The organism is Streptodolium elevatio (assembly GCF_040649515.1).
Taxonomy (GTDB): domain Bacteria; phylum Actinomycetota; class Actinomycetes; order Streptomycetales; family Streptomycetaceae; genus Yinghuangia; species Yinghuangia elevatio.
Genome location: NZ_JBEZFP010000020.1, coordinates 75,185 through 89,485 on the forward strand (window position 1 = coordinate 75,185; position 14,301 = coordinate 89,485).

Consider the following 14,301-nt stretch of genomic DNA (forward strand, 5'->3'; position numbering starts at 1 on the left):
ACGTTGTCCCCTTCGTGGCCGACCGCTCATCGGCTACAACACAGGTGTGACTTCTCGGAACGGAGTGGGCGGACGATGACCAACCTGGCCCCGGGTGCCAACCTCGCACTGCCGGACGGCGCACTGACACTCCGTGTGCCCGGCCCGTACGACCTGTCCCTCCTGATCACCGACGACTCCGGCCGCGTCCGCGGCGACGCCGACTTCGTCTTCTTCAACCAGACGACCGCGCCCGGCGTACGCCTCCAAGGCGACACCGCCTCCGTGACCCCCCGCTCCCTCCGCCCCGGAGCCACCCGCGTCACCCTCGTCGTCAGCCCGGCCGACCCCGCGACCCGCCTCGGCAACCTCCCGACGCCGAACCTCACCGTCACCGACACGCGCGGCACCCCGGTCGCCCGCTTCACGCCGCACCCCGTCAACCACGAGACGGTCCTGCTCCTGGCCGAGCTGTACGCCCGCAACAACGCGTGGAAGATCCGCGCCCTCGGCCAGGGCTACGCCGACGGCCTCGCCGGGATCGCGCGCGACTTCGGCGTGGACGTCATCGACGAGCCGGCACCCGCCGCCGCGCCCGCGCGTACGCCGACCCCGCCCCGCCCGCACACCCCCGTCCCACCTCGCCCGCAAACCCCGGCCCGCGCGGCCGCCCATCCCTCCGCCCCGCCCCTGGCCCCCATGCCACCCGCCGACGGCAGCAACCCCTTCGGCCCCCGCCCCACCCCCGCCGCAGCCCCGCCCCCGGGCCTCCCCACAACCCCCGCCCCGTTCCCCTCCCAACCCACATCTGCCACTCCGCCCCCACCCTTCCCTCCCGCCCCAGCCGACATCACCCGCTTCCGCTCCGAAGTGATCGCCCTCACCAACGCAGAACGCGCCAACCACGGCATGGGCTCCCTCTCCGCCGAGCCCCGCCTCACCCAGGCGGCCCAGGCCCACAGCGACGACATGGCCGCCCGCGACTACTTCGACCACGCAAGCCTCGACGGCCGCCAGCCCGCCGACCGCGTACGCGCCACCGGCTACGACTACAGCCGCGTCGCCGAGAACATCGCCGCAGGTCAGCCCACCCCCGCCGAGGTCGTCCAGGGCTGGATGAACAGCCCCGGCCACCGCGCCAACATCCTGACCCCGGAACTCACCCAGATCGGCATCGGCATCGCCCACGGCGGCTCGTACCGCATCTACTGGACCCAGGTCTTCGGCACCCCCCTCGTCCGCCTCCCCGGCGTCACCTACCGCTGACCCCGCGAACCACCCACCCCCCACCCCACCAGCCCCGAATACCGCGTCGCAGGCACCGTCCGAATCTTGGTATCGTTACTCCAGACAACGCGGCCCCAGGCCGCACCAGTCACGTCCGGGTGGCGGAAATGGCAGACGCGCTAGCTTGAGGTGCTAGTGCCCGAAAGGGCATGGGGGTTCAAGTCCCCCCTCGGACACATAATTGCCCCACGAACTTCGGTTTCTGGGCAGCATCGATCGGCACCCGTGCTTGGCCTCGGCCGAGGCGGGTGTTCGTCGTTTCCGGGGTCTGCTTGTATCTGTCACCTTCCCTCTGTCTCGGTCCTGGCTGTCAATTGCGCGCTGACCGGTTGTCCGGTGCCGGTCGGCGCTGGGGTTCATCGTCCGATGGCGATCTTCTCCTTCTGTTCGGTGTTCGCGGTCACGGTGCGGCCGGCCTGGTCGTAGAGCAGGCTGATGCCGTCGGCGCGGAGGCGGGCGAGTGCGCCCGCAGGGTATGGTGCTGCGTCTTCGCCGGTGCGCATCAGGTGGAGCGCGGGTAGACGGGCGAGGATCTGGTCTTCGCGGATGTACGCGTTCGGCGTTCGGTCCGGGTTCCGGGGTGTGGCGCTGGAGTGTCCGTGGCGGCAGCGATAGGCGGCGCGGCCGTTCGACCAGCACGATTCCATGCGGCGCCGGCAGTGTCCGCAGCGCAGCAGCCCGGCGCGTTGGTAGCTGTGACCGGGCGCGGTCTTGTCGGTGCGGATGCCCTGGGCGGCAACGAAGTCGGCTTCGCTGATCAGCGCCGGGTGCGCTTGCTTCTCGGAGATGACCCACTCGTCGGGGGCGTTGTGGCGCATGACGTCGCGGTGTCCGAGGGTGGTGTTGTCCGGGTCGATCAGTTCGTGGTCGGTGCGTTGCCGGTTCCAGACCTGGCGGCCGGTGTAGCGGGGGTTGCTGAGGACGCCCTGCACCGAGGTGAGCGTCCAGGCGATCGCGGTGCGGTGGGGGTTGCGTTCGCGGTCGGCGGCGGCCGGGCACGGGATGTTCATGTCGTTGAGCGCGCGGGTGATCCTGGCGACGCTGCGGCCGGCGAGGCGCTGCTGGAACAGCCAGGTGACGATGGGGCCGGTGTCCGGGTCGACGTCCATGCGCCGTAGCTGCACACCACGACGTGTGAGCGCGCGGTTCGGATGCGGCCCGGCGTCCACGAGCAGGTAGCCGTAGGGCGGTCGGCCGCCGAGGTAGCGGCCTTGGTCGCGGGCTTGGACCAGCATCGCCGTGCGCGCACGGATCCGGGCACGCGTGACCTCGCGCTTGGCCAGGACACCGAGCAGGACCATCAGTTCGTCGTGGGCCGCGGGCTGTGGATCGACCTCGCCGCCGAGCTCGGGCAGCCACACGGGCACGCCGTAATGCTCGAAGACCGGCGCTATCGACGCGAACTGCTGTCCTGAGAAGGCGCGTTCGCTGGAGCCGAGGACGATGGCGTCGAACCCGCGGTCCGGGTCGGCGAGGGCTGCGAGCAGCGCGGCGGCCTCGGGGCGTCGGGCCCACGGGAGGGAGCGGCTGTGGCCGACGTCGAAGAACTCCGCCACGATTCGCCCGTGGCCGGAGGCCACGGCATCTGCTCACAGCCGCTGCCACGCCCGCGACGTCTCTGGGTCTTGGTGGTCCTCGGTGGAAACCCGGCCGTAGAACGCGAACGGTAGGCCTGTCTTGGTCGAATACTCGGCCACCGGGTTTGACCTGCGGCTTCATGCGGCTGGCTGGTACTCGTTGAGGAGCCCTCCGAGGACTTGGCGACGGCATATCCGGGTGGGCGGTGTAGGGAACGCGAGTATGTTCGGGTCGTCGTGCGGGGCGCGTAGGTGGAGTCCGGCGCCTTGGTGGCTGCGGCTGGTGTTGTAGTGCTTGATGTACGCATCGAGGACCGTGCGCACGTGGTGTTCGCCGGTGATGAGGAGCCGGTCGGTGCACTCGCGGCGGACGGAGGCGATCCAGCGTTCCGCGAATGCGTTCATGCACAGGCTGCGGCGCGATGGGTAGGACATTGATGCCTATCGAGGCGAACACCTCGTCGAACGCGGCGGTGAACTTCGCGTCCCGGTCACGAATCAGACAGGCGAACCGGTGGCCGGCGTCCTCGAGGTCGGTGGCGAGCGCGCGGGCGACCTGCACGGCCCACGCCCCGGTCGGGTATGCCGTGACCCGAGCAGTTGCACCCGCCGAGTGGCCGGTTCGATGACGAAGGCCGCGTACAGCCGCTTCAACGTCACCGTGTCGACGTGAAAGAAGTCGATCGCGAGCAGTGAGCTGGCCTGCGCCCGCAGGAACCTCCGCCACGCGTCGCCGCGGCGGCCGGGCGGCGGGATGCGCCGGGCACGCAGAATCCTGCGGATGGTGGACGCGGCGGCCCGGTGGCTCAGGCGCCGCAGTTCGCCCTGGACGCGGACCACGCCCCAGGTCCGGTTCTCCGCCGCGAACCGGACGATCGGCGCGAACACATCGTCGGGGATGGGCGGTCGGCCTGGTGGGCGGGGCTGTCGCCAACGGGCGGCGACCAGTCGGCGGTGCCACCGCAGCAGCGTCCCCGGGGCGACGATCCGGTGGGCGCGTAGCGCCTTGGGCAGCCCGGGCCACCGCGGACAGCAGCGCGCGGTCCGGCCACGACAACCGCGGCTTCGGACTCGCGCGGCGCAAAACCGCGACCTCGTGGCGCAGCGCGAGTATCTCCGCGTCCTTCGACGCGGACGACCGCGCGAGCAGAACCATCCACGAGAACACTTGGACGGCGAGCCGGTACAGCATCGGAACAGCCACAGCCGACGATCATCAGTGCCGACGAAACCCCAGCTCAAACCTGGTAGCTACGCTTTCGACCAGGACAGGATCCGCCGGCCGACAGCGGCTGCAAGGGGCGCCGGTGGGCGTCCGCCCGGGCGCCCGGCCGACCGGGCGCAATCAGGGGCGCGGTGCGGGGGATTGGCTAACGTCCCGTGAGAGCACGCGACGGCGTCCCCGACATCCACCAGCACCACGGCACCGTGGGGCGGTAGCCGTGCCCGACGACGGCAACCACACCGGCACCGCACCCAGCCGCCTCTGCGGCTGATCGCGGATTACGCTGCGCATCCCAGGAAACCTCGCCCTTCACACGGCACAGGTGTGTGTCGCGTTTGTTCAATACCCCTCCGATCGGGGCCGCCTAGCGTCGCGGCATGTCATATCTGTCCAACGCTGCCGAGGCCATGGCCGCAGTCGCCCGCGGCATCACCGATGACCAACTCGCCAACAAGACTCCGTGCGCGGAGTACGACGTGCGGGGACTGGTCAACCACCTGTTGTTCTGGGGCCCGTCGCTCGCCGGTGGCGGCCGCAAGGAGTCCGTCCCGCAGCCCGCCGGCACCGAGTCCGACGTGGACCTCACGGCCGACGACTGGCGCCGCAGCCTGCTCGCCCTGCTGGACGACATCACCGCGTCGTGGGCGCCGCCGAGCGCCTGGGAGGGTGAGACGACCATGGGCACGCCGCACCCGCTGCCCGCGCCCGTTCTGGGCGAGATGATCGTCGGCGAGCTGGTCGTGCACGGTTGGGACCTGGCTGTCGCGACCGGGCAGCAACTGGAGCTGCCCGCCGACCTGCTGGCGCACCTCCACGACACCGTGTCCGCCGGTGTGGAGCAGGGACGGCAGATGGGCATGTACGGCCCGGAGGTCGCGGTACCGGCCGACGCACCCACCCTGGACCGCATCCTCGGCTTGACCGGCCGTGACCCCGCCTGGGCATAGCCTCCGACCGCCGCAACCCTACGGATCGGCTCGCACAGTCACAGGGGTGGGACGCCGCGCGTTCCACCCCTCCTGTGCTGCTACCGCCGAATCGAGACCGGTTTCCGTTTACGGCGCCACTCGCGGCGTTGGGACCGACGGTCCGGGGCCAGGTGGCAGTCGTCCCGGGCCGCGAAGCGGGGATATGCGCAGATCGTGGTACCTGTGACATCCCGGAACGGGACCCCCGTTTTCGCGCCGCGCGGCGGCCGGGGGCCGTCACTCGTGACGATGACGTGGCTGTGGCCGACCGCAGCAGGCGTCTCGACCCAGCAGGCGGTCGGACGGCGCCACACCTCGGCTCCTGTGCGGTGTCGTACGCGCCGACAGCGCCGCTAGTCAGGCGCGGGGACGACGAAGTCGTACACAAGGGGGAGGGCGCTATCGAGGCGCTTTCGGTGTCGTAAGCAAACGTCAAGCGTAGCCTGGACGGAAGCCTCGGAATGGTCCCGCGAGTGCGTCCTGCAGGTTCTGCGGGAGATCGACGCCCCAACTCGGCTCCAGCGGTGGCGACGCGCTTCGCGCCGCCGTCGGTCCGAGGTTCTCAACCACCAGCGTCAGCACGCCGGTTCGGTGCCGACGATGACATACGGCTGGTTCGCCTCACGGTGTGCCGCTGCGCATGCTGCAGTTGCTCCCGCCCGCTCGGACCTGCTCGCCAGCCGCGCGGGCCTGGCGGTCCGAGGGCGCTGCCGAGGCTCGCAAACTACGTGCTTGGGCAAAACTGATCGGACGTCCGGCCGCGTGCGTGGCCTGCCCGTCGCGCGGTCCACAGATCGCCGCCGTCACGTTGGTGAACTGCGGTGCGTCGCCGCGGTGTCCGGTGATGCGAGCGGGCGGCAGTTACCGCCCACGGCGAGTGGTTCCTCGCGGTAGGCCTGCCGCGGGAGCAGCCGAGCCGTGTGGTCGACGCTGCCGCTGGTACATGACGCCGGCGGCTGCCTGTGCGAAGGCTCGCTGCGGCCCGGCACCACGTGCGTTCACCGCTACTTCGACTTTTCCAGGTCCCTCTCTGGCACCGGCACCCAAACGCCGCCTGCTTCACCGCCCAGGTAGGGCCCTGGTACCGGGCCGACCTCGCCGTAGGAAAACCCGGCCGCGTTCAGCTTGTTCACAGCGTCGAGGGCCTGCGCGTCGGTGAGGCCGCTGGTGGCCACGAACTCGTGGCCTTTGAACCTCGTCCCGGCCTCTGGCCGCGCTCCTTGGAAATCGGTCAGTCCAGCAGCCTCCGCCTGCCTCGTGAGTTTCGCCTGAGTCTTGGGGTCTTGTGACGACTTGCTCATCCAGCCCTCTCGGTGGGGTGGACCTGCTGTCCACCATGTAGGCGCCGAGTGCGGTGGCCGTGGCCTCGGTGCCGGTCAGGCGCCGGTTCATGAGTACGCGGTCCGATCGGCATGCCCAGGAAGGCCACCGACGCCCCAATCAGAGCTCCGTCGTGGTACGCGCCGACGACGTAGTTCCCGGTATGCGCCAACGCGTGCAACTGCTCGACTATCACTGGTGCTTCGCCCGGTTCAGGTTTCCAGACCCGGTCGAACAGAGCGCACACCTCGGCGAACTCGGCCAGTTCGTGCAGCTCCCGGATGACGAGGTCAGTCAGCCGCATAGGAGGCTGCCTCCGTGACGATCGAAAATCACACCGTTGTCGCCTGGGCCGCGTCGACCGCGGCCGCTTCCCGCGGGACGGACACTGGGAAGGCTCACGCACCCCGGCAGGGTGGTATTCGCATTCCGCGCACGGAGTCACCACGATCTGCGCACATCCGCTATGCGGCCGCACTGCCATCTGAACCTGGGCCCTCAGCCCGCAGCGAATGGCGGCCGAGCCGGGGCCACCTGAGGGTGGGTCAGGCTGTGGCGTGGGCGGGCTTGGCTGCGGGGGCAGTGCGGTCGGCGGTGATCGTGTTGGTGTCGACGAGGGCTTCGTCACCGTCGACCAGTGGCGGAGATGCGTTGATTCGAACGTTGCGGGCCACAGTGGGCCCGATGTTCTCGATCACCAAGACCACAGCGTGCTTCCGGCCAGTTCGGCTCGTGCGATGTGCCCAGGTCCCGGGGCCGCTGCCCCGGACTCCCTTTCCCCGTATCCGCGTTCGCCGCGCCCGGCCCGGGATCGCCCCCGGCGGCGTCCGCGGGCTCCGTCTGTTCCCGCCCGCCGACCGAAGTGCCGCAGGCTCAAGACGGTCCTTGTCGCCCACGTGACCCAACCCCCGCACGTCCCCGGCACCTGGTGCACCTCCGCGCGCTCGTCGCGTGCCCACCGGCCCTACCCCCGCGGGGTCTTGGCGCCGTCGAGGCTGCCGGCTATCCGTTCACAGCGCGTAGATCCGTTATGTGGCGGGGACTTCCGTCGCCCGTTCACCGGCGTGCGTAGTGGGCGCGGGCCTTGGCGCGGTTGCCGCAGCCGGTCATCGAGCACCAGCGCCTGCGCCCGTTCCTGGAAACGTCGTGGAACCACAGTGTGCATTCGGGGTTCGCGCACCGCCGGATCCGTGCGGGATCCGCGGTGCGCACCAGCTCGGTGTACGCACGGGCGATCTGCCACGCGGCGTACCACGCGGGCTCGTCGACTTCGACGTGTTCGACGGGGCCGTCCCGATCGATGCCGAGGCGCAGGCGCCCCCGGTCGAGTACGGCGCTCACCGGGCCGAAGTCGGCCTGCTCCAGCGCGGCGCGGATCGCTTCGCGCACGACAATCAGGGCCGCGCCGACGGCCTCGGAGCCGCCCGCTTCCTCCGCCGTCGGAGCCGCGGCGAGGCCGTGCTCCGCGAGCCAGCCGCCCACGTGCCCCGGCTCGGCGAGGTGGTCTCGCAGAACGCCGTGCTCGGGCCAGCGGGTGTTGACCAGATCCAGTGCGACGGGCTCCCCCGTCAACGGTCGCTTGTCCATGCACTCACTCTAACTCTCTAAAGCACGTTGACAGGTTAGAAGAACGGCATCTAATGTCTGATCTCGAAATAAGGCGTTAGATCGCAGAAGGGGTCACGATGGCCGGGAAGCCGCAACACATCGGAAGCACGGCCGCCGGGCTCACGGCCATGACCGTGTCCTTCGGCCTCAACTTCTCCGCGGGAGTGTTCTTCGCCCCCGTCGCCGCCGAGTACGGCATCGGAACGTCGACCCTCGCCATCACGGCCGCCGTCTCGACCGTCCTGACCGGCCTCGTCCAGCCGCTGGTCGGGGCACTCCTCGACCGCGTCGGCGCCAAGCGCGTCATCGTGGCCGCACTGGCTCTGCTGTCCGGCAGCTACCTGGCGCTCGGAGCGGCGCGCGAGACATGGCAGTTCGTCGCGGCGTACGTTCTGCTCGGCGGCCTCGGCTTCGCAGGCGCCTCAAGCCTCGCGGTCAGCACGCTCATCGCCCGGGACCGCGGAGAACGCGCCGCGCCGGCCCTGGCCCGCGCGGCGGTCGGCATCAACCTCGGCCAACTCATCGTCCCGTGGGCGGCCACCGTGCTGTTCGATGCGGTCGGCCTGCGCGGGACGTACGCGATCGTCGGCGCGGCGGGGTTCGCCGCCACCCTCGCGCTCGCCGCGGTCATGCCGCCTGATGTACGTCCCGAACGCCCGGGCACCGCACAGCCTTTGCTCGGCCGGGCACGCGTACTCGCGGCGTTCGGGCTGCATTCCGCGACGCTCTACGCGATGGTCCTGCTGCTCCCCAAGCACGCCGCGGAACTGGGCTGGGACCGCGCCGACGCGGGACGCCTCGTGGTGGTCGCCGCGGCGGCGGCAGCCGTCTCGTCGGCCACCGTTCCCCGCCTCCTGGCCCACCGCACGCCCGAACAGCTCCTCGTACGCCTGCACTTGATACGGGCGGTGTCCCTCGTCCTCGCGGCCGCGGCCTCGGATGCCGCCCTACTCGTCGTGGCCGCATTGCTGTTCGGCGTCTCGTCCTTCACCGTCGTCCCGCTGACCATGGCCGTCGTCACGCGCGGTCTCGACCCGGCACGCCTTGGCCGGTCGCTGGCTCCCGCATGGCTGATCCACCAGGCCGCCGCGGGCCTCGGCCTCGCCGTCGCCGCCGCGGGGCATGCGCTCACCGGCGACTACCGGGCCTACTTCGCGCTCGGCGTCGGTCTGAGCCTGCTCGCCGCCGCGCTCATCGCGGCCCCCGCGACGGCCGTACGACCGAGCCCGGCGCGCGCCGGGCACTGACCCCACACTGCCGGTCCGGCAAACCAGCCGCGGTATCGGCCCCGGCAATCAGCCACCCGAATCGGCCGACCGATCCCCAAGTAGTCATCCCTGACAGGAGAAACCACCATGACCACCACCGTGAACACCGTGTCCACGACCGCGTCCACCACCGCGTCGACCACCGTCGGTGCATCCCCCATCGCGCCCGACGCAGTCCTGCACCGCACCGCCGAGATCGACGGGCTGCGCGTCTTCTACCGCGAGGCCGGCGACCCGGCGAACCCGACCATCGTGCTGCTGCACGGATTCCCCACCAGCTCCGCCATGTTCCGTGACCTGATGGCGGAACTCGGAGACACCTACCACCTCGTGGCGCCCGATCACATCGGGTTCGGCCAGTCGGCGATGCCGTCCACCGACGAATTCGACTACAGCTTCGACAAGTTGACCGAGGTGACACTCGCGCTCCTGGACCGCCTCGGGCTCGACCGCTTCGCGCTCTACATCCAGGACTACGGCGCCCCCATTGGGCTGCGCATCGCGTCCGCGCACCCCGAGCGCGTCACCGCGCTCATCAGCCAGAGCGGCAACGCGTATCTCGAAGGCTTCACGCCGTTCTGGGACGTACTGTTCGCCCACGCCAAGGACCGCGCCGCGCACGAACCGGCGGTCCGCGAGCTGTTGACCGCGGAGGCCACGCGCTGGCAGCACACCCACGGCGTGCCCGCCGGCCGGCTCGGCCTCGTGAGCCCCGACGCATGGGTGCTGGACCAGGCGTACCTGGACCGTCCCGGCAACAAGGAGATCCAGCTCCAGCTGTTCTGGGGCTACCAGTTCAACCTGGACGGCTACCCGGCCTTCCAGGAGTACTTCCGTACCCACCGGCCGCCGACGCTGGTCGCATGGGGTGAAAACGACGAGATCTTCGGACCGGACGGGGCCCGTGCCTTCGCCCGCGACCTCCCCGACGCGGAGATCCACCTCCTCGACGCGGGCCACTTCGCGCTCGCCACCCACGGGACCGAAATCGCCGCGCTGATACGCGACTTCTTGGGGCGTAAGCTGCCGTGACCGTGGGACGCCCCGCCTAGCGCGCCGGACCGCACGCCGCCAAGCGCTCCGCGCCACGCGCGACATACGGCCCCCGTCCTGGCTCTGGCCGGGACGGGGGCCGTCGTGCGTTCGCATGGCCCGGCGGCGTCCGCTCCCTATGTCCGGCCCCGCCCATCGCTCCGTCTCTGGCGTCCACCGCGCCTGCGGCTGGTGGGACAGCCAGGTCTGCGGAGAACTCCTCGTGTACGCCGTCCCCGGCGGCCTCAACCACGCCCCGCCGTGCCCCGCGTCTGTCCGGCTGCTCGAAGTTGTGCCCTACGCCGGGCCTCTGCTGTGTTGGGGCTTGTGGTCACTCGGAGGAGTGAGGCGTGTCGGTGGCAGGTGTTCGACTCGGACTCCCCGACAGAAAACGAGTGAGCGCTATATGTAGTCATCGTGTCAGCCCTCTGCTGGGCGGGTTCTTCGGCGAAGACCCCGCCCGTTCTGGCGCGCGGCGCCCAGCGAGGCGTACGTGGCGTAGATCGTCACCGGCCCCGTCTCATGCCACAGCGACAGCTGCACCGGGATGGTGGTGCAGCGGACGTCCATGGCGTCCAGTTCGGGGTCGTCCTGGAGGGGGCAGACGGCTACGGAGGGCCCTACGTGGCCGACCTGTTGCCATGCGCGGACGGTCTGGGTGAGGAGGTCGAGGGTGGGGACGACGACCAGGCCGCGGCCTTGGGGGACCATACGCCGGGCGGCGGTGGCGGCGGTGAGGGTCTTGCCGGTGCCGCATGCGGAGTGGACTTGGGCGCGCAGGCCGCCCGCGGGGATGTGTTGCCCGGGTGGGATGTCGAGTTCCCGGACAATCGCTCGACGGCTTCTTTCTGGTGATCCCGCGGCTTTAACGCCATTTCCCTTCTTCTCCTTTTCTGGTTCCTCATTCCGGGATGTCCGGCGAGTTCATGAATTCGGTTGTCGGGTTCCCCCGGTGTCTTTTTGAGTTTGCTACCCGGGTGCGTGTCTGCGTCGTCCTGCCGCGTCTGCCTGCGGCTTCGCGGCGCGGCCCGCCGTGTCGTGCTCCGGCCAGCCGGGGGCACGATCCGGTGATTGTCCAGTCCGTGGTTGTGGTCGTGGATCTCCTCGACGAGGCCTGCGACGGCCCGGGCTGGCATTCCTGCCGCAGCCCTGAACGTTGTGGCCCTGGCCAGCCGCGACCTCCATTCGATGAGCCGGTTGTTGTCGACAGCTTGGGACACAGTCGCGACCTCTTTGGGGGTGATCGCTGTTGAGCCTGGGCATACTGTGGAACGAATACATAGGGCCGTGCCGTCCGGGTGGGGGGAGACCAACCGGGCGCCGTCCCACGGTTTTGCATCCAGGGGGGATGACTTATGCGCGGCAGTACCATTTGGCGTGTCCTCGTCGCGGCGGTCGCCGTGACCGTGCTCGGCGGCTCGCTCGGTGCCTGCGTCCTGACCGGCGACGACAAGGACGGTGCCGCAGGCACGTCGGCGGGCGACGCGTCCGGCGGCTCGTCGGACCAACCGAAGAAGCCCGGCGACGCCAAGGTCGAGCCGGGTGTCGTGAAGGGCCGCGTGGTCGGCACCGACGGCAAGCCGATCGCCAACGCCGAGATCGTCGTGGACAACCAGCTCCTCTACGACAGCAACCTGGTCCTGGCCACCGACGCCCACGGCGAATACCGCGCCGAGCTGCCGCCGATCGCGGCCACCTACCGGGTCACCGCGTCGTTCAAGACCTCGTACGAGGGGGAGAAGGCCACCTTCCCGCTGGCGCCCGACGACGATGCGGCATTCGCCGGCAACCAGGGCGCGGTCCGCGACTTCACCTGGAAGCTCACCGGCAAGCGCGATGACATGCCGGACATGTATTACGGAGGCTCGGTCACCTACTACCTGGGCGCGACCAACCCGGTCGACGACAGCTACGCCGACTCGGCCAATGTGCGGCTGATGTTGACTCCGGTCGGACCGCTGGTGGACGGTTCCGCCGGCAAGCCGGTCACCACCGAGCCGGAGCAGACCGGCAACGGCTGGGAGGTCCGCGACGTCCCGGTCGGCCGGTACCGGATCACCGCCGTCTACGCGGCCGACGGCCGCAGGCAGCCGCTGAAAGTCCAGCTGCGGAACAGCGGCAAGCCCTTCGCAGCCGAGGTGACCGCAGTCTTCGAGAACGAACTCGACCACTACCGGATCGAGCTCGAACTGAAGTTCTGACGGCCGGGCGGCGGCACGTTCCGATCAGTTTGCTCCGCACCCGCCGCCGCGCAGGTCTCGCCGGCGTGCGGGCGACCACCAGGACCGTCGTTCGCGCGAAAGGCTGCGGAAGCCATCCTCTGCCCCGGCGGGTAGCCGCCGCCGTCGGACGCGGTTTGCTCGTGGGGGCCGGGGTGGGACCGCGGGAGATCCGCTGGGTGACGCGGGCCATGCTGTGGGCGGGCGGGCGCTGTTGGACAGTCGGGTGAGGGACAGGGCCACTGGACGAGCCGGTCGACCCGCTCGGCGTGTGGGGACGCATGCGCTCCGGCGTTGCGGCGACGGTTGGCGTGCTGGTCGTCTCGGCCCTGAACTCGGCGCGGACCGTGCCGAGTTCAGGGCCGGGGCAACCCATCCCTCAGGTCGTCGGCTCCGTAGGCTCCCAGTCCACTTCGGTCGAGGCCGCGTACGTCAGTCCCCGCTGCGTCCACAAGCGGGCGTGGCGCCCGAGGCGTTCGCGGTATTCGTCCCAATCGCTCGGCGTGCCGGACCAGGCCACCTCGGCGACCGCGGGCAGCCGGGGGAGAAGGAGCAGGGTGAGGTCGTCGAAGCAGGTGATGCTCTCGGCCCAGACGGCCGCCTCGATGCCCGCGATCTGTTCTGTCGGCACCTGGTGGCCCGTCGGGTCCCAGGCGGCCAATTGGCGGATGCCGCGCGGCTCGTACACGGGCATGCCCAGCCGTGCCGCCGCTTCCGCTTGGTGCGGTGCCACCAGGGCGGCGTCGTGGGGGCGGTCCAGGTACAGGTGCGATTGCGGCGAGAGCAGCACCTTCCCGCGGCCTGCCACAATGCGTGCCAGGTCGTCGGCCGTCGGCGCGAAGAAGGCGCTGACCGCCGCGGCGAAGTCGGCCGGCACGCCGGACGCTTCCAGCGTGGCCGGGCCCGTCATCGACGGGTCCACCCAGAACTGCGCCAGGTCCCCGGGGGCGATGCCGGCGCGGGAGTGTTCCTGCCATCCGATCGGCTCCTTGCCCGCGGCTCGGACGGTCTCGCGCAGGAAGCGGACGGCGCCCGCATACGAGTCGTGGGTCATGCCCGCGGCTTCGTCGGCGCCGATATGCACGAAGGGCGCGTCGGTGGCCGCGCACACGTGGGCGAAGATGCGGCTGACGAGGTCGGCGGTGCGCGAATCCGCCAGGTCCAGAGGTGCCGTGAAGTGCTGTGCCATGCCCAGTGCTTCGAGTGTTCGGGCGGTCTTGTCCGGGATCGGGGCCGGGGGCAGGTCGGGGAAGGCCGCACGCAGGGCTCCGCAGTGGCCCGGGAGGTCGATCTCGGGGATCACCGTGACGTACCGTGCGGCGGCATAGTCCTGGAGGGCGCGGTACTCCTCCGTGGTGTAGAACGGCCCCCCACCCGCCGTCAGTTCGGGCAGCCCGGGGACCTCCAACCGCCAACCCTCGTTGTCGGTCAGGTGTAGGTGCAGCACATTCAGCTTGTACAGCGCCGCGAGATCGATGATGCGGCGCAGGTCCTCCGGCGTCAGGAAGTGGCGGGCGGGATCGACCATCAGGCCGCGCCAGGCGTAGGCGGGTGCGTCGTGGATCTCCTGGTGCTGCAGTTCGCTTCCGTCCGCGATCATCTGAACCGCCGCCGAAGCGGCCCGGAAGACCCCTTCGGGGGTACGCGCCCGGCAGTGGATGCCCGCGGCGTCCACGCGTAGAAGGTATGACTCGTCCCCGGACCCCAGCACGATGCCGATGCCGGACCGTACGGGAGCGGGGTCCTCCGGGGCGCTCAGTTCCAACACGACCGTGCGGACCTCGCCGTCGTCGGTGTCCGCGTCCGTGTGCGGCGCCA

General features: G+C 70.4%; 13 protein-coding genes and 1 tRNA gene. 6 read left to right on the top strand and 8 right to left on the bottom strand.

Annotated elements, in window-relative coordinates; all coding sequences use genetic code 11:
• The first annotated feature begins 75 nt into the window (after positions 1-75).
• Both AB0C36_RS10790 and AB0C36_RS10795 read left to right on the top strand, forming a co-directional pair.
• Positions 76-1,245 carry a CAP domain-containing protein gene (locus tag AB0C36_RS10790; RefSeq protein ID WP_358352282.1) on the top strand — a complete coding sequence of 390 codons (1,170 nt, stop codon included), beginning with the start codon at positions 76-78 and terminating at the stop codon, positions 1,243-1,245.
• A gap of 113 nt (positions 1,246-1,358) precedes the next feature.
• Positions 1,359-1,442 (top strand) — tRNA-Leu (locus AB0C36_RS10795).
• Positions 1,443-1,622: 180 nt separating this feature from the next.
• Here the strand turns inward: AB0C36_RS10795 and AB0C36_RS10800 are convergent.
• From AB0C36_RS10800 to AB0C36_RS10810, 3 genes are all read right to left on the bottom strand, one after another.
• Positions 1,623-2,846 (bottom strand): recombinase family protein, encoded by a 1,224-nt coding sequence (locus tag AB0C36_RS10800; RefSeq protein ID WP_358352284.1) that lies wholly within the window; start codon positions 2,844-2,846, stop codon positions 1,623-1,625.
• A gap of 135 nt (positions 2,847-2,981) precedes the next feature.
• Entirely contained in the window at positions 2,982-3,248 is a 267-nt protein-coding gene (locus tag AB0C36_RS10805; RefSeq protein ID WP_358352285.1) for an integrase core domain-containing protein, read from the bottom strand.
• Positions 3,249-3,341: 93 nt separating this feature from the next.
• The gene (locus AB0C36_RS10810; RefSeq protein WP_358352287.1) at positions 3,342-3,731 is read right to left on the bottom strand and encodes a hypothetical protein; all 390 of its coding nucleotides are present in this window, start codon (positions 3,729-3,731) and stop codon (positions 3,342-3,344) included.
• A gap of 714 nt (positions 3,732-4,445) precedes the next feature.
• Here AB0C36_RS10810 and AB0C36_RS10815 point away from each other — a divergent pair.
• A complete protein-coding gene (locus tag AB0C36_RS10815) occupies positions 4,446-5,015 on the top strand; it encodes a TIGR03086 family metal-binding protein (protein WP_358352289.1) in 570 nt (189 codons plus the stop codon).
• Positions 5,016-6,040: 1,025 nt separating this feature from the next.
• On the opposite strand, the gene AB0C36_RS10820 is transcribed toward AB0C36_RS10815, so the two are convergent.
• The 3 genes from AB0C36_RS10820 to AB0C36_RS10830 form a co-directional block, all read right to left on the bottom strand.
• Complete coding sequence (locus tag AB0C36_RS10820) at positions 6,041-6,337, bottom strand: hypothetical protein (RefSeq protein ID WP_358352291.1); 297 nt, start codon at positions 6,335-6,337, stop codon at positions 6,041-6,043.
• 564 nt (positions 6,338-6,901) lie between these two features.
• Positions 6,902-7,315 carry a DUF8453 domain-containing protein gene (locus AB0C36_RS43365; protein WP_494410244.1) on the bottom strand — a complete coding sequence of 138 codons (414 nt, stop codon included), beginning with the start codon at positions 7,313-7,315 and terminating at the stop codon, positions 6,902-6,904.
• A 97-nt stretch (positions 7,316-7,412) separates the two neighbouring features.
• The gene (locus AB0C36_RS10830; protein ID WP_358352294.1) at positions 7,413-7,943 is read right to left on the bottom strand and encodes a CGNR zinc finger domain-containing protein; all 531 of its coding nucleotides are present in this window, start codon (positions 7,941-7,943) and stop codon (positions 7,413-7,415) included.
• Between the two features lie 98 nt (positions 7,944-8,041).
• On the opposite strand from AB0C36_RS10830, the gene AB0C36_RS10835 reads away from it, so the two are divergent.
• Positions 8,042-9,211 (top strand): MFS transporter, encoded by a 1,170-nt coding sequence (locus AB0C36_RS10835; RefSeq protein WP_358352296.1) that lies wholly within the window; start codon positions 8,042-8,044, stop codon positions 9,209-9,211.
• A gap of 108 nt (positions 9,212-9,319) precedes the next feature.
• On the top strand, positions 9,320-10,264 hold the full coding sequence (locus tag AB0C36_RS10840) for an alpha/beta fold hydrolase (protein ID WP_435839021.1): 945 nt from the start codon (positions 9,320-9,322) through the stop codon (positions 10,262-10,264).
• Positions 10,265-10,684: 420 nt separating this feature from the next.
• Here AB0C36_RS10840 and AB0C36_RS10845 read toward each other — a convergent pair whose 3' ends face one another.
• On the bottom strand, positions 10,685-11,095 hold the full coding sequence (locus AB0C36_RS10845; RefSeq protein ID WP_358352305.1) for a DEAD/DEAH box helicase family protein: 411 nt from the start codon (positions 11,093-11,095) through the stop codon (positions 10,685-10,687).
• Between the two features lie 524 nt (positions 11,096-11,619).
• On the opposite strand from AB0C36_RS10845, the gene AB0C36_RS10850 reads away from it, so the two are divergent.
• On the top strand, positions 11,620-12,465 hold the full coding sequence (locus AB0C36_RS10850; RefSeq protein ID WP_358352297.1) for a carboxypeptidase regulatory-like domain-containing protein: 846 nt from the start codon (positions 11,620-11,622) through the stop codon (positions 12,463-12,465).
• Positions 12,466-12,862: 397 nt separating this feature from the next.
• On the opposite strand, the gene AB0C36_RS10855 is transcribed toward AB0C36_RS10850, so the two are convergent.
• Positions 12,863-14,301 (bottom strand): family 20 glycosylhydrolase (locus AB0C36_RS10855; RefSeq protein ID WP_358352299.1); only part of this gene is annotated, 1,439 nt, incomplete at its 5' end.